The 25,045-nt window shown below is 71.6% G+C and carries 25 protein-coding genes and 2 pseudogenes; 7 read left to right on the top strand and 20 right to left on the bottom strand.

The window, feature by feature from the left end; genetic code table 11:
* Positions 1–561: 561 nt before the first annotated feature.
* The gene (locus QQY24_RS18495) at positions 562–918 is read left to right on the top strand and encodes a PRC-barrel domain-containing protein (protein ID WP_301973797.1); all 357 of its coding nucleotides are present in this window, start codon (positions 562–564) and stop codon (positions 916–918) included.
* A gap of 35 nt (positions 919–953) precedes the next feature.
* Entirely contained in the window at positions 954–1,127 is a 174-nt protein-coding gene (locus tag QQY24_RS18490; RefSeq protein WP_301973796.1) for a hypothetical protein, read from the top strand.
* Positions 1,128–1,789: 662 nt separating this feature from the next.
* Here QQY24_RS18490 and QQY24_RS18485 read toward each other — a convergent pair.
* The 6 genes and pseudogenes from QQY24_RS18485 to QQY24_RS18460 form a co-directional block, all read right to left on the bottom strand.
* Positions 1,790–2,971: a PP2C family protein-serine/threonine phosphatase gene (locus QQY24_RS18485; protein ID WP_301976283.1), complete on the bottom strand. Its 1,182-nt coding sequence runs from the start codon at positions 2,969–2,971 to the stop codon at positions 1,790–1,792.
* Between the two features lie 285 nt (positions 2,972–3,256).
* Positions 3,257–3,523: pseudogene (locus QQY24_RS18480) on the bottom strand (transposase); the annotation flags it as partial.
* A 62-nt stretch (positions 3,524–3,585) separates the two neighbouring features.
* On the bottom strand, positions 3,586–4,479 hold the full coding sequence (locus QQY24_RS18475) for an NAD(P)-dependent oxidoreductase (protein WP_301973795.1): 894 nt from the start codon (positions 4,477–4,479) through the stop codon (positions 3,586–3,588).
* A gap of 45 nt (positions 4,480–4,524) precedes the next feature.
* Positions 4,525–4,971: pseudogene (locus tag QQY24_RS18470) on the bottom strand (EamA family transporter); the annotation flags it as partial.
* Between the two features lie 34 nt (positions 4,972–5,005).
* On the bottom strand, positions 5,006–5,527 hold the full coding sequence (locus QQY24_RS18465; protein ID WP_301976282.1) for a hypothetical protein: 522 nt from the start codon (positions 5,525–5,527) through the stop codon (positions 5,006–5,008).
* Positions 5,528–5,709: 182 nt separating this feature from the next.
* Positions 5,710–6,819, bottom strand: a complete 1,110-nt coding sequence (locus tag QQY24_RS18460; protein WP_301973794.1) for a CdaR family transcriptional regulator — start codon at positions 6,817–6,819, stop codon at positions 5,710–5,712.
* Between the two features lie 209 nt (positions 6,820–7,028).
* Here QQY24_RS18460 and QQY24_RS18455 point away from each other — a divergent pair, with 209 nt between their 5' ends.
* Both QQY24_RS18455 and QQY24_RS18450 read left to right on the top strand, forming a co-directional pair.
* A complete protein-coding gene (locus tag QQY24_RS18455) occupies positions 7,029–8,711 on the top strand; it encodes an alpha-keto acid decarboxylase family protein (RefSeq protein WP_301973793.1) in 1,683 nt (560 codons plus the stop codon).
* Positions 8,708–9,133 (top strand): DUF2000 domain-containing protein, encoded by a 426-nt coding sequence (locus QQY24_RS18450; protein ID WP_301973792.1) that lies wholly within the window; start codon positions 8,708–8,710, stop codon positions 9,131–9,133. The genes QQY24_RS18455 and QQY24_RS18450 overlap by 4 nt, the downstream gene beginning before the upstream one ends.
* 980 nt (positions 9,134–10,113) lie before the next feature.
* Here the strand turns inward: QQY24_RS18450 and QQY24_RS34795 are convergent.
* Positions 10,114–10,494, bottom strand: coding sequence for a hypothetical protein (locus tag QQY24_RS34795; RefSeq protein ID WP_367658006.1), 381 nt, complete (start codon positions 10,492–10,494; stop codon positions 10,114–10,116).
* A 32-nt stretch (positions 10,495–10,526) separates the two neighbouring features.
* Here QQY24_RS34795 and QQY24_RS34790 point away from each other — a divergent pair, with 32 nt between their 5' ends.
* Both QQY24_RS34790 and QQY24_RS18440 read left to right on the top strand, forming a co-directional pair.
* Complete coding sequence (locus QQY24_RS34790; RefSeq protein ID WP_367658005.1) at positions 10,527–10,658, top strand: hypothetical protein; 132 nt, start codon at positions 10,527–10,529, stop codon at positions 10,656–10,658.
* A gap of 402 nt (positions 10,659–11,060) precedes the next feature.
* The gene (locus tag QQY24_RS18440) at positions 11,061–11,468 is read left to right on the top strand and encodes a hypothetical protein (RefSeq protein ID WP_301973791.1); all 408 of its coding nucleotides are present in this window, start codon (positions 11,061–11,063) and stop codon (positions 11,466–11,468) included.
* Here the strand turns inward: QQY24_RS18440 and QQY24_RS18435 are convergent.
* The 12 genes from QQY24_RS18435 to QQY24_RS18380 form a co-directional block, all read right to left on the bottom strand.
* A complete protein-coding gene (locus QQY24_RS18435; protein WP_301973790.1) occupies positions 11,465–12,043 on the bottom strand; it encodes a hypothetical protein in 579 nt (192 codons plus the stop codon). The two genes, QQY24_RS18440 and QQY24_RS18435, sit on opposite strands and share 4 nt — an antisense overlap.
* A gap of 303 nt (positions 12,044–12,346) precedes the next feature.
* Complete coding sequence (locus QQY24_RS18430; RefSeq protein WP_301973789.1) at positions 12,347–12,631, bottom strand: hypothetical protein; 285 nt, start codon at positions 12,629–12,631, stop codon at positions 12,347–12,349.
* 131 nt (positions 12,632–12,762) lie between these two features.
* A complete protein-coding gene (locus tag QQY24_RS18425; protein ID WP_301973788.1) occupies positions 12,763–13,431 on the bottom strand; it encodes a cupin domain-containing protein in 669 nt (222 codons plus the stop codon).
* Positions 13,432–13,442: 11 nt separating this feature from the next.
* The gene (locus QQY24_RS18420) at positions 13,443–13,796 is read right to left on the bottom strand and encodes a hypothetical protein (protein ID WP_301973787.1); all 354 of its coding nucleotides are present in this window, start codon (positions 13,794–13,796) and stop codon (positions 13,443–13,445) included.
* Positions 13,797–13,866: 70 nt separating this feature from the next.
* Positions 13,867–14,553 (bottom strand): hypothetical protein, encoded by a 687-nt coding sequence (locus QQY24_RS18415; RefSeq protein ID WP_301973786.1) that lies wholly within the window; start codon positions 14,551–14,553, stop codon positions 13,867–13,869.
* Positions 14,554–14,655: 102 nt separating this feature from the next.
* Positions 14,656–15,291 carry a hypothetical protein gene (locus QQY24_RS18410; protein ID WP_301973785.1) on the bottom strand — a complete coding sequence of 212 codons (636 nt, stop codon included), beginning with the start codon at positions 15,289–15,291 and terminating at the stop codon, positions 14,656–14,658.
* A gap of 85 nt (positions 15,292–15,376) precedes the next feature.
* Positions 15,377–15,529, bottom strand: a complete 153-nt coding sequence (locus QQY24_RS18405) for a hypothetical protein (RefSeq protein ID WP_301973784.1) — start codon at positions 15,527–15,529, stop codon at positions 15,377–15,379.
* Positions 15,530–15,555: 26 nt separating this feature from the next.
* On the bottom strand, positions 15,556–15,954 hold the full coding sequence (locus QQY24_RS18400; RefSeq protein WP_301973783.1) for a recombinase family protein: 399 nt from the start codon (positions 15,952–15,954) through the stop codon (positions 15,556–15,558).
* A gap of 98 nt (positions 15,955–16,052) precedes the next feature.
* Positions 16,053–17,282 carry a helix-turn-helix transcriptional regulator gene (locus QQY24_RS18395; protein WP_301973782.1) on the bottom strand — a complete coding sequence of 410 codons (1,230 nt, stop codon included), beginning with the start codon at positions 17,280–17,282 and terminating at the stop codon, positions 16,053–16,055.
* 164 nt (positions 17,283–17,446) lie between these two features.
* Positions 17,447–17,851: a hypothetical protein gene (locus tag QQY24_RS18390; protein WP_301973781.1), complete on the bottom strand. Its 405-nt coding sequence runs from the start codon at positions 17,849–17,851 to the stop codon at positions 17,447–17,449.
* A 301-nt stretch (positions 17,852–18,152) separates the two neighbouring features.
* Complete coding sequence (locus tag QQY24_RS18385; protein WP_301973780.1) at positions 18,153–20,357, bottom strand: MMPL family transporter; 2,205 nt, start codon at positions 20,355–20,357, stop codon at positions 18,153–18,155.
* A gap of 103 nt (positions 20,358–20,460) precedes the next feature.
* Positions 20,461–21,060 carry a TetR/AcrR family transcriptional regulator gene (locus QQY24_RS18380; protein WP_301973779.1) on the bottom strand — a complete coding sequence of 200 codons (600 nt, stop codon included), beginning with the start codon at positions 21,058–21,060 and terminating at the stop codon, positions 20,461–20,463.
* 179 nt (positions 21,061–21,239) lie between these two features.
* Here QQY24_RS18380 and QQY24_RS18375 point away from each other — a divergent pair, with 179 nt between their 5' ends.
* Positions 21,240–24,641 (top strand): S41 family peptidase, encoded by a 3,402-nt coding sequence (locus QQY24_RS18375; protein ID WP_301973778.1) that lies wholly within the window; start codon positions 21,240–21,242, stop codon positions 24,639–24,641.
* A 67-nt stretch (positions 24,642–24,708) separates the two neighbouring features.
* Here QQY24_RS18375 and QQY24_RS18370 read toward each other — a convergent pair whose 3' ends face one another.
* On the bottom strand, positions 24,709–24,960 hold the full coding sequence (locus QQY24_RS18370) for a hypothetical protein (RefSeq protein WP_301973777.1): 252 nt from the start codon (positions 24,958–24,960) through the stop codon (positions 24,709–24,711).
* Between the last annotated feature and the right edge of the window lie 85 nt (positions 24,961–25,045).

The following is a 25,045-nucleotide window of genomic DNA, read 5'->3' as shown; positions in this document are numbered from 1 at the left end:
GACGACGTCACAACGGCGCGTCGTACACCGAATCGGGTCGGGACGGTAGGGGGATTGCATCTGTCACGCCACCGTGGCGACGTGTCCAACGGATCGGTTCCGTGCGGTGCTGGCGCAGCACTTGGATTCAGCGCATGTCACGATCTTGGCGCGGACACCGGTACTTCTCCGGAAGGTCCGGGAAGAGCGGCCATGGGCCGGAGCATCCTGATTTCAGAGTACACAAGGCGGTGTAGGGGCCAGGTGTGGCCGAGATCGGCCCCACCTCCGCCCAGCGCTTGATCCGCGTCCGTGCCGGGCCCATCCGCTGTGCGCGCCGCTCCGAACCAGCCGTCGGATCGGCCGCTTCGACGGGGTTCCCCGGCCGACGCGTGCACGTGCGCGAGTCGGGGCACTCCTCGGGACCGGGCTTCCCGACCATCGGGTTTCGGCCGTCCCGGTCGTTCCGGTCCAGGGCACCGGTCCGCGCCGGCCTGCCGCTGGAGGTGTCGCCAGAGCTGGTCCGGGCACGCTGAAAGGTGCCCTCTTCGGGCACACCGCCGTGCGAAGGGAAAACCGGGAATGATCCAGAGCGCGGACATCCGTGAGTGGCGCACCCATGACGTCGTCGACGCGGGTGGCCACAGAATCGGCACGCTGGAGGCCGTCTACGTGGACACCAGCACCGACGAGCCCGCCATGGCCACCGTGCAGGTCGGGCTGCCCACCCGTCGCCACCTGGTCTTCGTCCCGCTGAACGGCGCGGTCGCGGGGCCGGGCTACGTCAAGGTCGACTACGACCGGTCGTTGGTGAAGAAGTGCCCCGCGATCGGCACCGACGATGTGCTGCCCGTCGAGGACGAGGCGGCGGTGTTCGCGCACTACGGCCTGCCCTATCAGCCCGGCGCGAACGGTGAGCGGCAGCTCGCCCGCCGCTGACCGGCCCCCGTCGAATCGAAGAGGCGCCCCACGTCATGACGTTCTTCCTGCTCCTCGTCATTGCGGCAATCGTGCTGGGCATCATCGGCGTCGTCGCCAAGGGGCTGTTCTACCTGCTCATCATCGGGATCGTGGTGTTCGTCGCGGCCCTGGTGCACCTGGGCCTGCACATTCGACGCTCCGGCCGGCACCGGCGCACGCTGCGCTGAGACGTCCCGAGGCCGCCGGGCCGGGAGGGGGCCCCACCCTCACCGGCCGGTCCCGGCAGCCCCGGGCGGCCGGGCAGGCTTGCGGGGCTGCCGACCGGACGGCGTGGTGCGTGCCCCGGGGAAAGCAGTCACACCGACGCCGGTCCATCGGGTGGGCCGCGGGCAGCGGCCTGCCGGCATCGTCCGCTCCCCGTCCGCCTGGCCGGACACCACACGCCCCACTGTCTTGCGGCGGACCGCCGGCGCGGAGGGCACCGGCCGTGCGGTCATCGCGGTCACGGCCGTACCAAAGCGCTGGCCTCCGCTCTGGCCACCTTGCGGTGTCGCGCAGCTGGGCGAGGTGTGGCCGGGGAGCCGGAGCCCGTTGCTGATCTCCGGCCCCTCAGAACCGGTCGTGCGCCTTTCGGCGCATCCGGTTCAAGCAAGCCACGAGGACTTCGCAGGTCAGCAGGGGTGGAGGGCGTTCACCGTCGCCTGCGTGGTGCCGGCGACGGCGTTCGCGGTGCACGAGGCGACGGTGGGCCCGCTGGTCCGTCCCGCCCTCTCGCCGGTGGGTGAAGTGATGCTCGTGGAGCATCCTCTTCGAGGCCGCGGACCACTTGATCCACTCGCGTGGGCCGTCCGGTTCGTGTTCGGCTCCCACGATCAGCGCCCGTGACCCGTCAGGACGCCGGTGCCGGAGAGGACGACGCGTCGGCGAGCTGCGCACCGGTGCCGGCGTCTCTCCGCCGGGAGTGCCTGACGCCGTGCCAGTCCAGGAACATGATGGTGGCGTCGTCCCGCAGGTGACCGCCGTTGGCGGCGACGATCTTCGCGATCACCGTGCGGGTGGCCTCACGCGGATGCAGGTCGCCGGTGCGCGCGATCAGACCCGCCAGGTCCACATGCTTGGCCTTGTGCTCCAGCATGCCGTCGGTGAGCATGACCAGCCGGTCGCCGGGCCGCAGATCCAACCGCTGGACCCGGTAGGTGTGCGGGAACGGGAAGCCGAACGGCATGTCGATGCCGACACCGAGCTGCTCCACCCTCCCATCGCGCAACCGCAGCGGCCAGGGATGGCCCGCGTTGACGAACTCGTTGCCGCCGTCGAGCAGGTTGATGCGCAGGAGCTGACCGGTGACGTAGCCCTGCCTGCCGTGGTCGAGCATCGTCCGATGCGCCTGCAGGGCCTGTTCCGCCAGGTCGGCGCCGGTCCGCCTGGCCCCGCGCAGCGCGCCGACGGCGAGGGTGGCCAGGAGTGAGGCGTCGACGTCGTGGCCCATGGCGTCGGTGACGGACAGCTGCACGGTGTCGCGGTCGATCACGTAATCGAAGGTGTCGCCTCCGACGTGGTCGGCGGGCTCCAGCGATCCTGCGACCGTGAACTGTGCGGCCTCACAGGCCAGGGACGAGGGCAGCAACCGGTGCTGGATCTCCGCGGCCAGGCTCAGCGGCTTGGTGCGGCGGCCCCACTGGTACACATCGGTGTACGACCGGTTGGCGATGACGATGTAGGCCAGGGCGTGCGCGGTCTCGCCGATCTCCCGCATCGCGGCCTCGTCGGGTGCCGAGGGGAGGGAGAGTTCCAGCAGGCCGATGGCGTCTCCCCGGTTGGTGACCGGGGCGATGACCCGTACCGTGCTCCCGCCGTCCTCGGTCCGTGTGGCCGGCCGCTGGGTGCGGATCACCTGGTCGTACACGGTGCCGGGCACATCCATGCGCCGGGGCGGTTCACCGGTGTCCACGTCCCCGGCGGCGCCCAGGCGCACCACGGATGCACCGGTGAAGTCCATGAGGAGGAAGGAGACGCTCCTCGCGTTGAGGCTCTGGCTCAGCACGCGGGCGACAACGTCGAGCGATTCCACCGGCGCCGCGGCTTCCGCCGCGGCCAGGGCCCCGGCGAGCCCCGTCCGAATGCGCTCGTCGTCGTCCGGGGCGAGCCGGGAGCCGGCCGCACTGTCAGCATGCGGCGGATGTGCACTCACCTGGTACGTCTCCCCTTGTCTGATGACCCGCAGGCGCCTCGCCGCACAGGACGAGAGGCCGACAAGGCCGGCCGCGGAGGCGTGACTGGGCATACCGCCGGTCCCACCCCGGTCAGAAGTCTGCCACCCCTGAGTCCCGAGGACCGTTTTCCCCTAGCAGGGCCCCTGCGGCATCCGCCAGGCGAGGCGGGCACGCACGCGCGCCGCCTCCCACGGGCTGGAGGTGCTGGAGTGGGCCAGGGCCTGCCGGTCGCCGTCCTCCCCCGGCCGGGCGGCCATCGGCTCCACCGGCTCGCGCCGCCCCTCCAGCAGCGGTCCCCGCAGGTACGCCTCGCCCCACTGGCGCTGGTCCGCCCGCGCGAACGGCTCGAACACCTCCGCCGTGAAGTCCTCCGGATCACACCGGACCTCGGCCGCCTCCCCACCCAGCACACCAGGTCAACGGCCCACCCGGGCAAACGGACGCGCCAGCGGCGAACGAACCTGACCAGGCCCTACCAGGAGCCGGCCCGCTCCTCGAAGCTGGCGAAGTAGGCGGCGGCCATGTCCTCGTCGGCGTGCCCCTGGGCGGCGGCCCGGGCCAGGCGCTCGGCGGTGGCGGCGGCGACGTCGAGCCGCACGCCGTTGCGCTCCCCGGCCCGGACGATGAGCCGGGCGTCCTTCTCGGCGGTGGACACGGCGAACGACGCCGGCGACAGCTTCCCGTCGAGCACCAGGGCGGACTTGGCCCGCAGGTAGCCCATGTCGAGCGGGCCGCCCTCGATCAGGCCGAAGAAGTCCTGCGGGTCGACGTCCAGGGCCTTGGCCAGGGCCAGCACTTCACCGGCCGCCGCGGTGGCCGCGAGGACCCAGCTGTTGGCGACCAGCTTCAGCCGGCTGGCGCTGCCCGCGCCGCCGTCCTCCCCGGTCCACACCGTCTGGGCACCGACCGCGTCGAACACGGGCGTCACCGTGTTCCGCCCGTCCTCGGGCCCCGCGGCCAGCACCGTCAGCCGGCCGGCCTCGGCGGGCTCGCGGGTGCCGAGCACGGGGGCGTCGTAGAAGACGAGCCCGTGCTCGCGCGCGAACGCGGCCAGCTCGGCGACCAGCTCGGTCCCGGCGGTGGTGCACTGCGCCCACACCGTGCCCGGACGCAGCGCCGGGGCCGCCTCGCGCATGACCTCCAGGGCGGTGTGGCCGTCGTACAGCATGGTCAGCACGACGTCGGCGCCCTCGACGGCCTCCGCGGGCGTACCGGCGACCCCGATCCCGTCCCCGGCCAGCGGCTCGGCCTTCTCCCGCGTCCGGTTCCAGGCCCGGACCTCCAGCCCCGCCCGGACGAGGTTGCGGGCCATGGCGGCCCCCATGATCCCGGTGCCCAGCACACCGACGGTCGGCTTGTCGCTCATCGTTGCTCCCAGTCTCACTGTTCTTCGCCGTCCAACGCCATCCTGCTACCCCGCGTGCAGCATCAACCCGATGCCCACGACCAGTAGACCCGCCGCCGCGATCCGGGGCGCGCCGAAGCGCTTCTTGAAGAACAGCGCGCCGATGGCCGCGCCGACGATGATCGAGGACTCGCGCAGGGCGGCGACGGGGGCGAGCGCGGCCCGTGTCCGGGCCCACAACACCAGCGCGTACGCGGTGACGGACAGGGCGGCGCCGAGGAGGCCGAGGGCGGCGTACGGCCGCAGCAGGCGCACCGTGTCACCGCGCAGGCGCGTGTACGCGTACGCCGGGACGGCGATCCCCTGGACGGCCATCAGCCAGGCGACGTAGCCGAGCGGCGCGTGCGAGGCCCGTACCCCCAGGCCGTCGATCACGGTGTACGCGGCGATGGTCATGCCGGTCGCCAGGGCCGCGCCGATCGCCGCCCAGTCCGGCCGGCGCCCCCGCAGCCCCAGGGTCCCTTGCATGATCGAGGTACGTCCGGATTCATCCGGTGAGGCCGAGGGCGACCAGAGGCCTTCGCCAGTCGCGGGCAGTGCGCCGTAGAGCGGTGTCGATGTTGGTGTGTCCGTCCTGGCGGTGGACGCCGATGGCGAGGTTGCGCAGGCCGGCCATGATGCGCGGGAGATGGCCGGCATGGATCTCGGAGTCGTCCTCGCGGAACGTGCGGTCGCGGACGTGGTGCAGAAGATTTTCGATCTTCCAGTGTCCCCTGATCCAGTCGGCGAGCTGGGCGCCGGTAACCGCGCCGGGCGGCAGGCTGGTGATCAGGCGGACGCGCTCGATGGTGAGCTTGCCGCTGGTGAAGTCCTTCCTCCAGCGCACGACTTGCAGGGCTTGGCGGGCATCAGGGTAGTCGAGGTGGGCGAAGGCCGTGGCCTTCAGCCGCCGGATCTCCAGGCGGTGGTGGGCCCGCGTACGGTCGTAGTGGTCGAGCATGATCTCGCGCCAGGGCAGGCGGCGGACGCGGTCGAACAGGCTGGGATGGCTGGCCTTGACCTGGGCGATGTAGTGGGCACCGCGCTCGCGGAGGTAGGTGCCGTGAGCGTGCTGGGTGTGCAGCGCGTCGGACAGTCACTGCTCCGGCCTCTCCAGCCGTTGACTCCCCATCGCGTATCGCACTCCGCCAACGGGACAGAACCGGAGGCACCCGCCCCCCTGCCACACGCTCCGCCTCCACCCGTGCCGGTTCACACATCCAAGCGATCGGACAGGTCAAGGCCGACGACGCTCGCGCTCAGGCCGGCCCAGGTGCGTACATCGAACCCGGTCAGCTGCTGCCAGCGGTCCAGCCGGTACCTGACGGTGTTGGAGTGGATGTGCAGGGCGCGGCCCGTGTCGGTCAGGGAGAAGCCGTGCCGGGCGAAGGCGCGGACGGTCTGCGCCAGATCGGGGTGTTCCCGGCCCACCCGTACGCACGGGCCGAGCAGGGCACTCAGCCTGCCGGACTGGGGCCGGACGGATGCCGTCAGCCAATCGTCCGCGAAGCGAGCCACACCGTTGCCCGAAGCGGGTAGGACCTCCATCGCGTCCATGACGCTCACCCCTGCCCCGGCCAGTCCCTTCCGAGCCAGACCGACCCCCGCCGAGGCCCGAGGGTTTACGGCGCTCAGGACCTCGAGGAATGTGTCAGCGGACATATCTTGGAGGACGGCTATCAGCACGTTGTCCCGGCCGGCGCACAGCGTCACGCCTCGCGAACGGCGCAGCCGGTCACGCAGTTCCGTGATGTCCTGCTCCGCCCAGGCCTCGCCCGGCGAGCACACAGCCTGGAACAGGCCGTCGGGGTCAAACCCGAATACGTGCGCCATGTGGGCGTGCTCCGTCGCGGGCGGGCCGCCCGCCATCAGTGCTCCGAGGAAGCGGTGCGTGAGGGAGAGCCGAGCGGCGTCCTCGGCGCGCACGGTCTCGCCGTACGCGTCGGCCGCCGCGCTGCTCGCCCGCTCGATCCACATCCACACCGTGCCTACGAGCCCTGCCAATTCCGAGCGCATGACTTGGTCGTCGGGACCGGTTCTGAGCAGCAGGATGTTCCACATCTCGCGGTAGCCGACGTGGTAGGCACTGACCACGGACTCCAACGCCAGCCCTTGCTGAGCTCGACGGCGCCCCAGATCCCGGGCTTGCTCGCTCTCCTCGCGAGAGGGAGGCCGACGTGTGATCAGGCCGGTGAGCAACCCCTCGTACTGCACGGTCACTGCGTGCTCGTGCTCGGCGCGCTCCACCACCGCGTAGCCGTGGACCTCCCGGCGAATGAGATCGACGATGCCTGGAACCAGGTCGCCCAGGTCGTCGTTCACCGCACGGCACAGTGCGACGATCGCCTCCCGACCCGCTCGCCTGGAACCTGCCGAGTGGTGCTTGCCTGCCATTCTGCCGCGCCCCTTCTTCCGGCCAGCGGCCGTGCCCCACACGTTAGCCGCGATCTGTGGATTTCACAGTTCTCCCAACGACTCGCTCTCGGATTTCTCTCTGCCGAAGACCCCTTCGCCCGACGAAGCTGAGGCACATGAGCATGACTGAGCCACCGCCGACAATCACGGTCGGGGAGTACCTGCTGCACCGTCTCGTGTCCCTCGGCGTACACCACTTGTTCGGCGTGCCAGGTGACTACAACCTGGCATTTTTGGACACCGTTCTCGCCTCCCCCCACATCTCGTGGGTAGGCACCGCCAACGAACTGGGTGCCGCCTACGCGGCCGATGGCTACGCCCGCACCCGCTCCTTCGGAGCCTTGCTGACCACGTTCGGTGTCGGTGAGCTGAGCGCCGTCAACGGCGTCGCCGGCAGCTACGCCGAGCGCGTGCCTCTCGTACATATCACAGTCGGCCCCTCGCAGGCAGCCGAGCGAGCCGGAGCCATCGTCCACCACACGGCCGCAGACGGTGACTACGACCGCTTCGCCCGTGCCCACGCCTCCGTGGTCTGCGCGTCGGCCGTACTGCGGCCGGACAACGCCGCCCGCGAGATCGACCGGGTGCTCTCCACCGCGCTGCACGAGAGCCGCCCCGTCTACTTGCGCCTGCCCTCGGACGTGGCGCTCGCCCAGGTCCAGGCCCCCACCGGCACGCTGCGCCGGCCACCCGAGGTGAACGAGAAGAACCTCGCCGCCTTCCGAACCGCCGCCGAGGAGCGGATCAGCTCGGCCCGCAGCGCCGCCGTACTGGCGGACTTCCTGGTCGACCGGTTCCAGGCACGAAGTGCCCTCGCCGGCCTCCTCGACGCGGGGTCACTGCCCTGGGCCGTCCTGTCCTCAGGGAAAACGGTGCTGCCTGCGGACACTCCGGGCTTCACGGGCGTGTACTCCGGAGAGCTCGCCGCTCCCGCAGCACGCGCGGCCATCGAGGGCGCCGACCTGCTGATCCGGGCCGGCGTCGTCCTGGCGGACACCACGACCGGCGGCTTCACCCACCGTTTCGAAGCGGAGGCGGGCATCGATCTGGCTCCGCACTCCGCGAGCGTGGACGGTAAGCCCTTCGACGGGGTACCTCTGGCGGCTGGGCTCGGCGTCCTCGCCGAACTCGTCGAACGCCGCTTCGCCGGCCCGAAGCGAGCACCCCTGCCCGCAGCGGCCCCACCGGACCCGGTCGACCCGGCCGGACCGCTGACCCAGGACCACCTCTGGACGGCGGTGGCCTCTTGGACCACCCCGGACACCACCGTGATCGCCGAGCAAGGAACCTCGTTCTTCGGCATGTGCACCGAAACCTTGGCAAGCGGAGCACGATTCATCGCACAGCCACTGTGGGGTTCGATCGGTTACACACTGCCCGCGCTGCTCGGCGCCCAGCTCGCGGATCGCACACGGCGCGGACTGCTGCTGATCGGTGACGGCTCCGCCCAGATGACCATCCAGGAACTCGGCACCCTCGCCCGGCAGCATCTGAACCCGGTCATCGTCCTCGTGAACAACGACGGCTACACCGTCGAGCGGGCGATCCACGGCCCACGTGCCGCCTACAACGACATCGCTGAGTGGAACTGGCAGGCGGTGCCGGCCGCACTCGGCGCCGCCGACGCCCTGGTGCTGAGTGCGATCACCCCCGCCCAACTGGACACGGCCCTGCACACGGCCGCACACACCACCGACCGCATGGTCTTCATCGAGGTCCGCACCGACATGGACGACGTGCCGGAGCTGCTGCACCGGCTCGCCGGGAACGTGCAGGCCCGCAACGGAGGAGAAGCGTGAACGAGACCTGTGAACCCGTCATCGAGCGGCTCGTCATCGTCGTCGACCAGGATCTGCCCCTCGGACGTCTTGCCAATGCGGTGAGCGTCACCGGCCTGATCGTCGGCGCTTCGATGCCACACCTACTGGGCACTCCCCTCGAAGACGCCGACGGCCAAGCGCATACCGGAACGTACACGACAGGCCTGCCGGTGCTCCGCGCCGACCGCGCGCAGCTATCCCGCATCTGCGACCGCGCCGTCGAACGGGGCGTCGGCCTCTGCGAGTTCCCGGCGGTGGCGCAGACGACCAACAGCTACGCCGAACTCACCGAACTGGTCGCCTCCACCCCCACGGAAAAGCTCGAGCCGGCCGCCATCGCGCTCTACGGCACCCGTAAGGCGGTCAACAGTCTCACCGGCAGCCTCCCCCTGCTGCGCTGAGCAGGCCCGAGCCGGACCGCCGCCGACCGGGCAGAACGCCACAGCCGACGAACCCGCACGCTCGCGGAGCGACGCGGCCGAACCGCCGAAGTCACTGCGCGGACGCACGGTGAGGAAACAGCGTGCCTGCCAGACCGCTTCAGGGACAGGAGACGTTCATGGACTTGCGTAGCACCGAGCGGGCACAGGGCGACACAGACCGGGCCGACCCGCCCTTTTCGCCTCTGCGACTGGCCACCCGGCCCACCCCCTTGGAACCGGCTCCCCGGCTCCCTGGCTCGCCACGACCCTCGGGTTGCGCGCCGAGGACCTGTGGATCAAACGCGACGACCTCACGGGCCTCGCCGGAGGCAGGGGCTGTTGCATGATCATGTTTCGTCCGGAGTGTCGTGCTGACCCGTCCTTGGAAGGGACATCCCGGTTCGGGCAGGGGGCGGCCGCAGTACAGGCACGGTCTCAGTGATCATGTGAGTGTCGAATTCCCGTGAACACCTGGCGAGTCCGTGCCTGCTCCCGCATCTTCTGCCGTGCCCACCGCGCTGGCCCAACTGGACCGGACTGCCGCGCCGGTCCCGCTGGCGGACGCGGTCGCACTGTCCGGCTTCCTGGACCTGGTGCCCGACCCGCGAGGCGTCCGTGGCCGCCGCTACCGGTTGTCCGCCCTGGTCGCCGCGGTCGCGGCGAGTGTCCTGGCCGGTGCCCGCTCACTCACCGCATCACGAATGGATCGGCGACGCCCCCGCGCGGGCCTGCCGGGTTCTCGGCTTCCCCACCGACCCGCTCTCCGGCACCGTGTCCGTCCCGCACCCCCACACCCTGCGCCGTCTGCTCGTCCAGCTCGACGCCGACGCTCCGGACCGGGCGATCGGCGCCTTCCTCGCCGCCCGTGTCACCCCGGCCGACCCCAGACTGCGGGCGATCGCTGTCGACGGCAAGGCCCTGCGCGGCTCGCGCACCCACAGGCGGACCGGGCCGGTCGGCTACAGGGTGACCGCCCAGGACCCGCGGGACAAGGGGGTGGCGCCGTCCGGATCGATGCTGACCCGGGCCCCGTACACGGGCAGGGCTCCCTCCCGGTTGAGACGGTGGCGGATACGCTCCAGCTCCGTCCACAGCCGTCGGGGGCCGCCCTCGTGCACGACCGGCGACTCGAGGAATCCCCTCGCCGTGGCGCGGGCCCATGGGCCGTCGGGGTGCAGCAGCCACACCGTGCGGTCGTCGCCGTCCTGCGTGCGCCGGTAGTCGATGCCGGGGAGCTTCAGCTCCGGCACCGACATGACGTCCCACGCGTCCTCCGGGTACAGCAGCGGGTAGCGGCTGACGGTCGATGCTCGTGACCTGTAAATCACCGAGCCGGGCACGGGCGGGCGCGGTGCCGTACCCGGTGCCTGTGGTGACCAGCAGCCGACTGTCGTCGGCGATCATCGCGTGCCGGTACATGCGTACGACGAGGCTGGGCAGCGTCGAGGACGACGTGGGGGCTCCGCCGTCCAGGACGTCGCCGGCGCGCGCGCTGTCGGCGTGACGGTCGCCTATACGGGTGACCAGCGTGCGGTCGCTGTAGGCCGCTTCCAGCCAGGCGCCCTCGTCGTCGGGGCCCGTGCGCGCCACCCAGCCGCCCCCGTCACGCTGCTCCCACCAACTGGGGACGAACGGGTGCCGGGGCGCGCTGGCCACGGCCGTGTGCCAGCGGGACTCCGGCCGCACCACCTGGTGCGCCAGAGCCTGGGCTTTCGGGAGTCACATCATCGGGTTGGTCGCTCTCTGTCTCGTGAGGGCCCGGCGCGGGGGCGGTGACTTCGCCGCGCCAGGGGTCGGAACTGCCCGGCAGCCGCGCGGATGACTGACCGGACTTCGCCATACGGCACGCGGCAGGGCTTGCCTCGGCTACCGTGCTGCGCACCACGAAGCGGGAGGCGGTGCAGGGATGGCAGAGCAGGACGAGCCGTTCGCGCGGGATGGCCGGCCGGTGTGCGGCGTGTGCCCGTCCCTGCAGCTCCCCGGCGGCCGGTTCGACGTCGCCGCACGTCCCTCCCGGGACTGCCCGTTCGACCCGGAGACCGGCCACCGATTCACCGCGGCCGGCGTACCCGTGTGCGTGCACCCCGACCGGGTCGGCCTCCCGGCCGCACCGTACGCCACCGACAGCCTCTCGCTGCCGTGGGAGACCCCACCACCCGTAGAGGCTGGCGAGGTCCCCGCGTGGGTACGCGCGGCGCTGGACGCGGCACCGCCGGAGGCCGTGGACGACGTGATCCGGCAGGCGACGGACATCCTGCTCGCCTCGGACCCTGCCACGGACATCACGACGGTACTGCGCGCCGCGCTCGGCTAGACCGCGGCCGCGGCGAAGTCGATGCTGTGCTCCCGACCGGAGCGATCCATACCGATGCTTGCGTACAGGTCAGCGAGCATGCCGCGGCGCCGCTTCACCTCCTCGTGGTCCAGCCAGTACCGGGCCGGCGGCTCACCCCACGCCGCGCGGTAGCAGGCATTGGTGTACCCGTCGGCCCGGTAGTCGGTGTGCTCCTGGTCGGTCTGGTGGATGATGACCGCCCCGGTGCGCGCCGCGATCCGCATCACGAGCTGCGCCTGTGCCAGCATCGCGTGTGTCATCTCGTCGACTGGTACCGCGATGGCGATCTCCGCGTCCTGGTCGTCGCCGGTCGCCTCGTACACCGCGGCCTTCAGCGCCAGGGCGCGCAGGCCCTCCTCGAACAGCGGTGCTGCGTCGGTCTCCAGGTGCCACCGCTCGACGACGGGGAACCCGGTGAAGCACTGCCAGTCCTCGCTGTACTCCAGCGATGCGGCCCGGAACGCCGGGAACTCCGGGTCGCCCTTGATGTTGTCCAGGATCTGCTTCGCGGCGTCGGCGACGACGTCCGCAGCGGGCAATTCGATCTGAGACATGTACGGCTTCCTCTCCTCGATGGGGGATGGTGCCTTGGTGCCTGCCTGGGGCCGGACCGGTGTCATTCCGGCCCCAGGCAGGGGTCCATGGGCCACCCTTAGGCGGCGTTGGCTGGCGCTCTGGGGCAGTCATCGGCGTACCGCCTTTCGGGGCGTCGGGGGCCCGGCGCGGGGTGATGACGTCGCCGTGGGGGAGCAAGATTCGGTACAACCCCCGCGCCGGGGGTCTGACCTGCCCGATGGCCGCGGCCGGACGTCACCCGGGCCATCGGGCAGGAGTCCGGGGGGAAGAACGCCGCGGGATCAGCGGGCGTCGGTCTCCGTCTTCTTCTTCCTGTGGTCCCTGTACTCGCTGATCAGGATCGCGGGCCAGGTGAGTACGCCGAGCCCGTAGTTCATCAGGAAGATGACGGCGAAGGCCCCGGGGGAGCCCTGCTGGACGGCGCGGATGACCGGGTGCTCGTCGCACATGCGGGCCTTCAGGCCGGCGAAGCCCTCGCCCTTGCTCAGGACCTGCATGGCGGCCATGCCGCAGGCGCCCCAAATGAGCAAGACGAGGACGGTGACGAGAAGTTGGTGATTGGTCAACGGATGCTCCAGTAGCAGGGTCTTGCGCGTGCTTGCGGGGCGCGCGGCCCAGGAGGTGGTTTCAAGTCGGGTTGCGAGCCAGGTACAGGAGGCTCGGCCTGCCCGGTGACCGCAGAGTCGGAGTCGTGCGATCACCGGGCAGGGGTCCATGCGGTGCCGGGCGGTGGCGCTTGCGGGGGCGGTGGAACGGGCTGGTCCGTCACTGCGAAGAGGAGGTGCACCGAGTGCCCGGGGACATCCGGAGTCTGCACTTCGTGAGTCATCCCCTGAGGGAGGATCAGCACGTCTCCCACCCGGGTGAACACCTCCGTGGGTCTGCTGTCGCGGGCCGGCCGGATGAGCCACCGTTTCGCACCCTGCATCTGCACGATCACCCCGAGCCACTGGTCGTCGTGCGCATCAAGAGTGCGATCCCCGGCGCGTGACGCGTATGCCGTGCAGATCACGCGGCGCCGCAGCATTCCGGTGAGGTGCAGTGACACCAGGCTGATCCAGGTGTCACTGCGGACGTCCAGGCTCTCGTACACCTGGGTCCTCGGGCGGTCCTGATAGGCGCGCTCGACGTCGTCAACGCTGGTCGTGCGCTGGAAGTCGAGGCCGTCGACCAGCGCGACCGTCTGGCCCGCCGGCTTTTCGTCCGCCATCGGCAGGGGAACGCCCCCGATCCAGGCCGCATCGAACACCCCTTCCGCATACGCCAGGCGCTCGGACGCCAGCCTCACCCCGGGCAAGACGACGGGCCCAAGATGCGCGAGGAACGCACTGGCTACCGCGTGCGGCGACTCCTGTGCCTGCATCATCGCGGGCCCCTTCACGGAAGGAGCAGGTGGCCGGTGGTGCCGTCAGGCCGAGTGCTGGCATAGCACTCGGCGCCGTGCAGGCTTCGCGCGTGGGCGCCGAAGGTGACGTCTGCGGGGTCGATGACCTGGGTCTCGTGCAGCAGGTCACTGGGGCCGATCTCGTGCAGCTTCCGAGGATGCAGTTCCACCACACCCCGGTCGCTGTCCACTTTCTGCACGAGCACCTGGTCCAGGGCCAGGTCCAACTCCTGCGGGGCGTACATGAGCCGGAAAGCTCCTCCGACGGCATGCCGCTGCAACACCTCATTGAGGTCGCTGAGTAAGTCGGCCTGCTGCTCGACGAGCGTGGGGGAGGCGAGGGGCATTTCGGTTCTCTCCTGTGGGCTGTTCTTCTTCACGGGTCTGTCCAACGGCGCTGACGTCGCCGGGCAGGGTCTACGCGGCCGTCTTCAGCGCGTGCTCCAGCTCGTCCAGGCTGAGGAGCCGGAAGGAGATCAGACGGCGGACCAGCCGCGCGGCGAGCGTGGTCGGTATGCTCCTGTGGCTGAGCGGCAGGGCGTGGTCCGGCTTCGCTACGACACACACCTTCTGTGTGTCCTCGCTGAGGCCGTAGACCGTGCCGTGAACGCCGTAGATGGGGGCGCTCTGCGCGAGGAAGGCCTTCGGGCTATCGGCGAGGTGGGGCCAGAACTCGGCGGCGACGCGGACGTGCAGCGCGCACACAGGCGGCTGATCCACCAGAACCGCCGAGCCGGTAGGACTGTGGCTGTTCGGTCCTGCCAGGTAGACGTATCCCAGGGGGGTACGGGCGGGTTCTGTACACACCTGGCAGCGCAGGGCCTGCATTGTCATCACTTGCCGGTAGGCGTGCACGTGTGCTCCATCGGGATTACCCGTGGGCATGCCGCTCGCATCCACCGGATTGAACTCCACTCGCTCCCAGAGCACGCCCGCGGCGGGCCGGTCCAGGGGGTGCTCGTCGAGGTAGTAGAGCCTCGGTCCCGACCTGTGGTGCAGGATGATCAGCTCACAGGAAGGAGTCCGTTCCGGCTCCCTCAGCACGGTGTAGGGGACTATGCGGCTGTCGATAAGCGAGCGCACGGGTCGGGTCTTCTTTCTCATCGGATCATGTGTGAGTCGGCGGTCGGCTACCTGGCCGGGTTGGCGGTCCCGTCCAGGCGCTGCACCAGCTCGGCGCTGGTCGGCATGGCCGCGGCGGGACAGTCATCCCCGTACCGTCTCTTGGGACACCGGGGCCTGTGTGCGCATGTCGACGACCGTCACATCCAGGAGCGTGGCCGCGATCTGACCGCCGAGCATCCACCGCAGCCCGGGGTCGCCAGCGAACACGACCCGTTCCCTCCCGACCGGCATCGGCCGTGCGCCCGGCCGGTACATCTGGCCGTACACACCGTCGGTGACCACTCGGCCGACGCGCACAGAGGCGAAACGGCCACGGTTCGGGTCGCACTGGACCTGTGCCACGGGCTGGCAGGTCTCGCACGTCGGCGGGTGCGTCGTCACCTCCCGCTCAGGCCATCCGTCCTGGCCGCGGTCATCCTCCAGCAACCACGGCCAGCCAAGCTCATCCCGGACGACCTGGCACCCGCACACCTGGCACAACTTGCGCAGCATGCACTCCCGCTGCCGCGGCCCGTGGACGTCACCGAGCGCGGGCTCGCCCACACCGAGCCGTGCCCGCCACGGCTTCCACAGCACGCCCGCCGCCCGCCGCTCTCCCCTCAGGGCCAGCGCGCCGGATACGACCGTGAGCTTAGGCAGTTCGATGCGCTCGCTGCTCCACACAGAGATGTACGGGACGGGACGACCCTTGTACCTGAGCGGTTTGGGCGCGGGCATGGTCTCTCTTCGCGGTGGTGAGGCGGAAGGGGAGGGAGGCGCCGGCCGCGCATGTGACGAGGGGGTACGCGCGGCCGGCGCCGGTCTATGCGGCGTCCGCCGACGGCGGATCCGGCTCGGTCAGCGGCGTGTCAGGCGCGGCGGCCGTGCGGTGCTTGGCGAGGTCGTCGTCGATGATGACGCCCAGGAGGGTGAAGCCGGCGAAGTGGGCGGCAGCGAACAGTGCGCCAGCGGCCACGCTAAGCGGGTCCTGGGGTCGCATCCTCATGCGATCACCTGCGGGGCACCGGTGAGCCGGCCGTCGGGGACCGCGCCCATACGGACCGACTCGCCGTTGACCGTCGCCAGCCAGGCGCCGGCCCCCAGGGCGGCGTGGGTGAAATCCTGTCGGTGGCCGACGTCGTGGGACAGCCGCCCCCAGTCGAACATCAGGCATACCCGCTCGCGGCCGGCCGCCTGGGTGATCGTGCGCAGCATCTCGTCGAACTGCGGCCGGGTGTCGTTCGTCAGGGCGTCGTCGCCGCGGTCGACGAACTGGCCGGCGGAGTCCCACCCGTGTTCGACGAGGTGCTCGGTGCAGGCGGCGAGACGTAACTCGAGCATTGCCCGGTTCGTCGTCGCGCAACGGTCGTACACGAACGCCAGCACCGGCGGCGCGGTCATGGGAAACCCCCCGGTCGAGATCATGTCGGTGACTACACAACCGACGTTAGCGACCAGGGGGTGACACGAGGGCTACAGAATGTATCCCTTCTGCACGCTCACACGACGCCGAGCCGGATACCCAGCTCGACCAGGCTGCTTGCCTTCTGCGTGCGGATCATCGTTCCCACCGTCTCCCGCACACCGGCGTGCGTCCGGGTCGCCTGCGGGGCAATGCGTTCGGCCTTGAGGAACGCCCCCAGCGCCGCCTCCCTCTGCCCGTTGTAGAAGTACGCCCGGCCCACGTCGATGTAGTGGTGGGAGCGCCGTTCCGGGGAGAACCGCGCCGGCAGGCGCACCCGGTCGGCCCGGTCGACGGCGACGCGTCCCTTGCCCAGTTCGACGGGTAGGGAGACACCCCAGATCGCGGCGTTCGTTGGCCCGAACTGGAGCTGGAAGTCGTTGCGGTCCTCGCCGAGTTCGTCCGCGGCCTCCTTCGCCTTCGCCCAGTGCCGTTCCGCTGCCTGCGGATCGGCTGAGCGGGCCGAGTTGAGTGCCGCCTTGAGGTGGAACGCGCCGCGCAGCGAGACGGCCTCCGGGCGGGACTCCCGGACGGCGCCGAGGCCAGTGAGGGCATCATCGATGATGTCGCCGGCCTCGTCGTGCTCGCCGATCGCGAGGAACTCGCCGGCGTCGTACCACTGCGCGGCCAGCATCCGCAGCGGGTCCTCGGTCTCCCGCGCCGACCACACCACACGTTCGGTCGCGAGGGTCGCGTCCGACGTGTGCCCGAGCTTGTAGAGGTACTGCATCGCGCACTCGTAGCCGGACGTGAGCAGCCCGAACGCCTCCCGGCGTGCGTCGCCTTCGCTCACCTCGCACGCCACCTGGAGGTCGCAGAGCAGCGCCGGCAGTACCGCGCCGGACCGCGCCAGCGCGGCGGCCTGCCGGAAGCCGTTCGCCTCGGCAACCCGCCGGCGTAGCTCGACCAGGTCGACGGCCGCGACCTCGTATTCCGCAGGCCGTGTCGGCCGGCCGTGCCGCAGCAGGGCCCGGCGGACCGCGGCGACGGACGCGACCGCGTCCTGCCCGTCGGTGTCGGAGGCGACCGGCACGTACGGGCCTCCGGTGATCTCGTTGGGGTGGCAGTCCAGGGCCTTGGCGAAGGCGAGGACGACCTGCGGCCGGTCCAGGCTGCGCCGGCCCTGCTCTATCGCCTTGACGGCGGCGAGTGAGTACCCGGCCTCCGTGGCCAGGCGTTGCTGGGTCCACCGACGGCGCGCACGGAGTCGGGCAAGGCGCTGCCCGTTGCTCTCTACGCTCCCCCCAGTGTCGCTGTAGTGGGGCATACCGGCTCCATTCCTAGCGCTCACTAGGAACGGTACCCCTGCTCGGAGGGGGAGAGACCGCGAAGCCCCCTACGTCTACTTGATGTTGGGGGCTTTCGGACGTCAGCACTCATACTTGCGTGGCCCCGGCGCAGGCTCCGCGGGAAGGGACCGGAGCCACCTCATCAGGTGGTGGGATGTTCGTCGAGCCAGTCCGACAGCTTGTGAGCGGAGCCGAGGACGTCCGGCCGGTTCGTCCCCACGGCCGTGGCGCCCTGGTCCTCACCGACCGTGATGCCGTCCTCCATGGTGTCGATCAGCGCGTACGCCGGTGACCAGAACTCCGCCCCAGCGCTCTTGTCGGTGTTCGCCGCCTTCCGCAGGTCGCGCGCCGGCTCCATGAGCGCCTGCATCTGCTCCCCACACATCCCCGGCTCCTGCTCGATGCAGCCGCCGTCTTCGTCGAACTTCGTGACCGCGTGCTGGAACGTGGTGGCCGCCTCCGCCACGCTCAGTGCCTTCGCCTTCCCGGCCGGCTTCGCCGCGGTGTCCTCGTCGCTTGGGCTGCTGCAGCCGCTCGCGGCCGCCACGGTCACGCTCCCCACGGCATCCAGCCGCGCGACGAAACGCTCCCGCAGCCCCGAAAAATCATCGCGTCCAACGACCGCGGTCCTCGCAACCCCCACACATCGCGGGTGTTGCGAGGACCGTTAGAACCCAAGCGGGCCGGGGCTTCTGTCGTGCAGGAGGGTCATGCGCGCGTGGAGGAGCGGCCTCCCCACCGGTTGTGGTTCGTGATGTGGACCGTTTTGCCGCTCCCGGACGGGGGCATCGGGCGAAGTCGGAGGCGTCGGGTCCGGGAGCGGCCGCTCTGCCGCCGGGCGCGGTGCGTCAGACGCCCACCAGTTCCTTCTGCCCCTCGGGGTCCGCCGCCGCGCGCAGCCCCTCGCCCTCGACGTCGACGTCGGGCAGGGCGCGGTCGAGCCAGCCGGGCAGCCACCAGGCCCGCTTGCCGAGCAGGGCGAGGACCGCGGGGACGATGGCCATGCGGACGACGAACGCGTCGAAGAAGACGGCGACGGCGAGGCCGAAGCCGATCATCTTGACCATCGACTCGCTGGAGCCGATGAAGCCGGAGAAGACGGCGATCATGATGACGGCGGCGGCCGTGACGACGCGGGCGCTGTGGCGGAAGCCGGTCACCACCGCCTGGCTCGGCTTCTCGCCCTGGACGTGGGCCTCGCGCATGCGGGTCACGAGGAACACCTCGTAGTCCATGGCGAGGCCGAAGACCACGCCGACCATGAAGATCGGCATCATCGACATGACCGGTCCGGTCTGCTCGACGTTCATGAGGCCGGACAGCCAGCCCCACTGGAAGACCGCGACCACCGCGCCGAGGGCGGCCAGCACGCTGAGCAGGAAGCCGAGGGCCGCCTTCAGCGGGACGAGGACCGAGCGGAACACCACGATGAGCAGGAGGAAGGCCAGGCCGACGACCAGGGCGAGGTAGGGCAGCAGGGCGTCGTTCAGCTTCTGCGAGACGTCGATGTTCATCGCCGTCGAGCCGGTGACCAGGATCCGGGCGTCGGTGTCCCGGCTGATGTCGGCGCCCTTGTCGCGGATGGCGTGCACCAGGTCCTCGGTGGTGGCCGAGGACGGCTTGGAGCGCGGGACGACGGTGATCATCGCGGTGTCGCCCGCCTTGTTGGGCGCCGCCGGGGTGACCGTGACGACGTCCTTCAGTCCCTTGATCTCGTCACCGACCTCGGTGAAGGCCGTCTTGGGGTGCGGGCTGCGCTTCGCGTCGACGACGACCGTCAGGGGGCCGTTGAAGCCCGGTCCGAAGCCCTCGGACAGCAGGTCGTAGGCGCGGCGCTGGGTGGTGGAGACCGGCTGGGAGCCGTCGTCGGGCAGGCCCAGTTCGAGGGAGGCGGCCGGGACCGCCGCCGCACTGAGGCCGACCACGCCGAGCAGCAGGACGGCGACCGGGCGGCGGACGACGAAGCCCGCCCAGCGGGTGCCCATGTTGGGCCGGGCCGGTCGCTCGGGCGTGCGTCCGCCGCCGAGCAGCCTGCTCTTCTCGCCGGCCGGCCTGACCCTGCGGCCGGCGTAGCCGAGCAGTGCCGGGATCAGGGTGAGGGCGATGAGGACCGCGATGGCGACGGTGCCGGCGGCGGCGACGCCCATCTTGGTGAGCGTCGGGATGTTGACCACGGACAGGCCGACCAGGGCGATGACGACGGTGAGGCCCGCGAAGACGACCGCGGAGCCGGCGGTGCCGACGGCGCGTCCGGCGGCCTCCTCGCGCTCGCGCCCCTCGGCCAGTTCGGCGCGGTAGCGGGAGACGATGAACAGGGCGTAGTCGATGCCGACGGCCAGGCCGATCATCGATGCCAGGGTGGAGGTGGTGGAGCCCAGGTCGAGGGGGGCGGCGAGCGCGGTGACGGCGGAGACGCCGATGCCGACGCCGATGAGCGCGGTCAGCAGCGGGAGTCCGGCGGCGAGCAGTGAGCCGAAGGTGATGACGAGGACGACGGCCGCGACGGCGATGCCGATGACCTCGCTGGAGCCGGTCTCGGGGGTCGCGTTGAGCGCGTCGCCGCCGATCTCGACGGTGAGCCCGGCGTCCCGCGCGTCCTGCGCGGCCCGCTTCAGCGCGTCGCGGGAGGAGTCCTCCAGCTCCATGCCGGAGACCCCGTAGTGCACCGAGGCGTAGGCGATCGTGCCGTCCTTGCTGACGGCGTGCCCGGTGTAGGGGTCGGCGACGGAGGCGACCTCGGAGCCGCTGCGCAGCTCCTCGACGGTGTGTTCGACGGCCGCCTTGTTCCGCCTGCCGGTCATCTTCCCGCCGTTCGGCGCCTTGAAGACGACCCGGGCGGTCGCGCCGTCGGCGCTCACGCCGGGGAAGCGCTGTTCCAGCAGGTCGAAGGCCTTCTGGGCCTCCGTCCCGGGAACGGAGAAGGACGTGTTGCCGGCGGCCGGCGCGGAGGCGGCGCCCACCCCGGCGAGGGTCAGCAGGGCGACCCACAGCAGGGCGGCGAAGTGGCGCCGCCGGAAGGCGAGACGGCCGAGTTTGTAGAGCAACGTGGCCACGGGGGCGTACTCCCGATCAGGTCGTTTGGTGTGTCTGGGCAGGGGCTGTCAGCCCGACGACGTGAGCGGTGACGTCAGGTGGTGGGCTTGCTGGGGAAGGTGGTCAGGCGGTGGGGACGCCGAGGGCGGGGAGGACCACGGCGTCGATGTACGAACGCAGGAACGCCTGGGTGGGTGGCCTGTCCTCGATGATCGCCCGCATGGCGAGCGCGCCGATCACCATGTGCACCACGAACTGCAGGGCCGGGTTGTCCGGGGCGACCTCGCCCCGGTCGACGGCCCGCTGGAGCACCCGCCGGAACTCCGCCATCTCGGGTTCGACGACCTGCTCGCGGAACGCCTTGAGCAGGTCCGGGTTCGTGTGCGTCGCCATGGCCAGGCCCCGCATCAGCGCGTTGTTCTGCTCCATGCCGCAGTCGTCCTCGCGGGCGACGAAGGCGTGGAAGTCACCGCGCAGCGATCCGGTGTCGACGTCGGAGATCCGGACCGGCTTGGTCTGGCGGATCGCCCTGGCGACCAGTTCGGCCTTGCCGCCCCACTGGCGGTAGAGGGTGGCCTTGCTGGACCGGGTGCGGGCGGCCACGGCGTCCATGGTGAGGGCGTCGTACCCGACCTCCCGGAGCAGGTCGAGGACGGCCCCGTAGAGCTCGGCCTCGCGCTCGGGCGTGATCCGGCTGCGGCGCGCGGTGGCGGCCTCGGTCATCTGCCTCACCCTCTCCGCTCCCGGACGGCCCGGCGTCCCGCTTCGGACGACACGGTTTCGTACACCACTGAATGTACCGCACCACTCTGCGAAACGAAACGGTTTCGTACGTGCCGTGGGTCACGAGTGTCGGTTCCATATAAGTTGCCCGGCTTCCGCACCCGGAAAAGCATGGGGAGGTGAGCTATCTGCGCCTTCCCCACCTCAGCGGCGACCTGGTCTGCTTCGTGTCCGAGGACGACCTGTGGCTGGCCCCCCTGGACGCCCCGGGCCGTGCCTGGCGCCTCACCGTGGACCGCACCAAGGCCGGACACCCCCGCTTCTCGCCCGACGGCCGCCACATCGCCTACACGACCTGGCGCAGCCTGGCGCCCGAGATCCACCTCGTCGCCGTCGACGGCGGGCCCGCCCGGCAGCTGACGTACTGGGGCAGCGCCGACACCCGGGTCCGCGGCTGGACGCCGCCCGACGCGGACGGCCGCAGCGACATCCTCGCCGTCGCCTCGCACGGCGAGCCCTTCTCCTACTTCACCTGGGCCCACAAGGTGACCACCGACGGCGACCCGGGCCGCAGACTGCCCTGGGGACCCGTTTCGGACCTGCAGGTCGCCGACCTCGCCGGCGAGCGCAGGACGCTGCTGCTCACCGGCACCCCGCCGCACGAACCGGCCGCCTGGAAGCGGTACCGGGGCGGTGCCACGGGACGGCTGTGGCTGCACGGGCAGCGGCTGCTGCCGGACATCGGCGGCCACCTCGACTCGCCCGTGTTCGCCGGCGGCCGGATCGCCTTCCTCTCCGACCACGAGGGCGTCGGCAACCTGTACTCCTGCGCCCACGACGGCACCGACCTGCGCCGCCACACCGACCACGACGCCTTCTACGCCCGCAACGCCGCCAGCGACGGCACCCGGGTGGTCTACCAGTGCGCGGGCGAGCTGTGGCTCGTGGACGACCTCGCCGCGGGCGCCGCGCCCCGCCGGCTCGACGTCCGGCTCGGCGGGGCGTGTCCGGGGCGCCGCCGCTACCAGGTGCCGGCCGCGCACCACGTGGACGGCGTCTCCGTGGACGAGACCGGGCGGGCCAGTGCCGTCGTGGTCCGCGGCAGCCTGTACTGGCTCACGCACCGCGACGGCCCGGCCCGCACGATCACGGACCGGCCGGGCGTGCGGGTCCGGCTGCCGGAGATGCTCGGCTCGACCGGGCGGGTGGCGTACGTGACGGACGCCGAGGGCGAGGACGCCGTCGAGATCGCCCAGCTGCCCCGCGCCACCGGCGACCGCGCCCCGCGCCGCCTGGCCTCCGGCGAGCTGGGACGCGTCCTGGAGATGGTGTCGGACCCGCCGGGCGGACGCCTGGCCGTCGCCTCGCACGACGGACGGCTGCTGCTGATCGACGCGAGCGAGGATGCGGAGGGCACGGGGGGCGGGGACAGCGGGAAGGGCACGGAGGATGCGGGGGGCACGGGGAGCGGGGAGGGCACGGAGGATGCGGGGGGCACGGGGAGCGGGGAGGGTGGTGCGGGGGGCGGGGACCCGGGGGGCGGCGGGGGCCGTCCGTCCGGGGGCGTGACCGAGCTGGTGCGGTCCGGCAACGGGCCCGTGCGCGACCTCGCCTTCTCCCCGGACGGCGGCTGGCTGGCCTGGTCCCACCCGGGCATCGGCCGCTCCCTGCGGCAGATCAAGCTGGCCCGCATCGAGGACCGGCACACCGTGGACGTGACCGACGGCCGCTTCGAGGACGAGAACCCCGTCTTCACCCGCGACGGCCGCTACCTCGCCTTCCTGTCCTGGCGCGGCTTCGACCCGGTCTACGACGTCCACACCGGCGACCTCTCCTTCCCGCTGGGCTGCCGCCCGTACCTGGTCCCGCTGTCCTCGGCCACCCCCTCCCCGTTCGCGCTGAGCCCCGAGGGCCGCCCGGCCGCCGGCGGACTGGACCCCCTGGCGGACGAGGGGGCCGGCGAGAGCGGCACGGTCACCGTGGAGGTGGAGGGCCTGGAGAACCGGGTGACCCCGTTCCCGGTCATCGCCTCCAAGTACTCGGCGCTGTACCCGGTCGCGGGCGGCGGACTGGTCTGGCTGCGCTGGCCCATCTCCGGCGCGCTCGGCGAGACCTTCGCCAACCCGGCCGACACCAGCGGGCGGCCGACGCTGGAGTACTTCAACATCGCCAAGGCGAAGAAGTCCGAACTGGTCGACCACCTCGACTGGTTCGCGGTGAGCGGCGACGGCACCCGGCTGGTGGTGGTCGACGAGGGCGACCTGCGGGCGGTGCCCTCGACCGAGCCCGGCGACGGCGACTCGACCGTGTGGATCGACTCGCGCCGCATCCTGCACCACGTCGACCCGGCCGCCGAGTGGCGCCAGGCCTACGAGGAGGCCGGCCGCCTCATCCGCGCCCACTTCTGGGACCCGGGCATGTGCGGCATCGACTGGGACGCCGTGCTCGGCCAGTACCGGCCGCTGGTCGACCGCGTCTGCTCCCCCGACGAGTTCGCCGACCTGCTGCGCGAGGTCCTGGGCGAACTGGGCACCTCGCACGCCTACGTCACCGCCGCCCGCCGCGACGAGGGCCCGGCCCACTACCAGCGCCGGCAGGGCCTGCTCGGCGCCAACCTCGTCCTGCGGGACGGCGGCTGGACGGTCCGGCGGGTCCTGCCCGGCGACTCCTCCGACTCCAGGGCACGCTCGCCGCTGGCCGGCACGGGGATCCGGGAGGGCGCCGTGCTGACCCACGTCGACGGCCGTCCCGTCGACCCGGTGGCCGGGCCCTACCCGCTGCTCGCCGGCTCGGGCGGCACGACGGTGGAGCTGACGTTCGTCCCGGAACCGGGCGGGACGCGGCGGGCCCGGCGGGTCGCCGTCGTCCCGCTCGTCGACGAGCGGCCGCTGCGCTACCAGGACTGGGTGGCCAAACGCCGTGGGGTCGTCCGGGAGCTGAGCGACGGTGAGTGCGGCTACCTGCACATCCCGGACATGGGCGGCTCGGGCTGGGCGCAGTTCAACCGGGACCTGCGCATGGAGGTGTCCCGGCCCGCGCTGATCGTGGACGTGCGCGGCAACGCGGGCGGACACATCAGCGAACTCGTCGTCGAGAAGCTGACCCGCACGATCCTCGGCTGGGACCTCACCCGGGGCGCGCAGCCGGTGTCGTACACCTCGGACGCCCCGCGCGGGCCGGTGGTGGCGCTCGCCGACGAGGCGACCTCCTCCGACGGCGACATGATCATCGCCGCCTTCAAACTGCTCGGACTCGGCCCGGTGGTCGGCCAGCGCACCTGGGGCGGCGTCGTCGGCATGACCGGCCGCCACCGCCTCGGGGACGGCACCGTCATCACGGTCCCGATGAACGCCGCCTGGTTCGACGCCTACGGCTGGTCCGTGGAGAACCACGGCGTCGCCCCCGACCTGGAGGTCCTGCGCACCCCCCTGGACTGGGCCGAGGGCCGCCACGCCCAACTGGACGACGCGGTGCGGCTCGCGCTGGACCTGCTGGAGGCCGACCCGGCGGCGGTGCCCCCGGACCGCGGCGACGTGCCGGACCGCTCCCGGCCGGAACTGCCGCCGAGGCCGACCGCGTGAGGGTCCGCACGGGCGCGGGGCGCCCTCCGGAGCGGAGGACACCCCACGCCACGGGTCCGGGCCGGCGTCAGGACCGGTGGCCGTCTTCGAAGCGGTCCCCCCTGTCCCGCTCGCCCGCGCCGGGCGTGCCCGGGCGACCGCGCTCCGGCTGCTCCTGGCCGCGCTCGGGCCGCTGCCGGTCCCGCTCGGGCCGCTGCTGGCCGCGCTCGGGCCGCTGCTGGCCGCGCCGGCCGGCCTTCTCACGGGCCTCGCCGATCCTCTGCCCGGCCCGATCCTGCCGCTCGCCGGCCTTCTCCTGGAACTGGTCCTTCATACCCATGTGGGTTCACTCCCGTGTGAGGCTGGGGGTCGGCCCCCCGGTGGGGCCTCGACCAGACTCACACGGGCGAACACGCTGCGCATGT

This window comes from Streptomyces sp. TG1A-8, assembly GCF_030499535.1.
Classification (GTDB): Bacteria; Actinomycetota; Actinomycetes; order Streptomycetales; family Streptomycetaceae; genus Streptomyces.
This window is presented reverse-complemented; position numbering and strand designations above follow the sequence as displayed.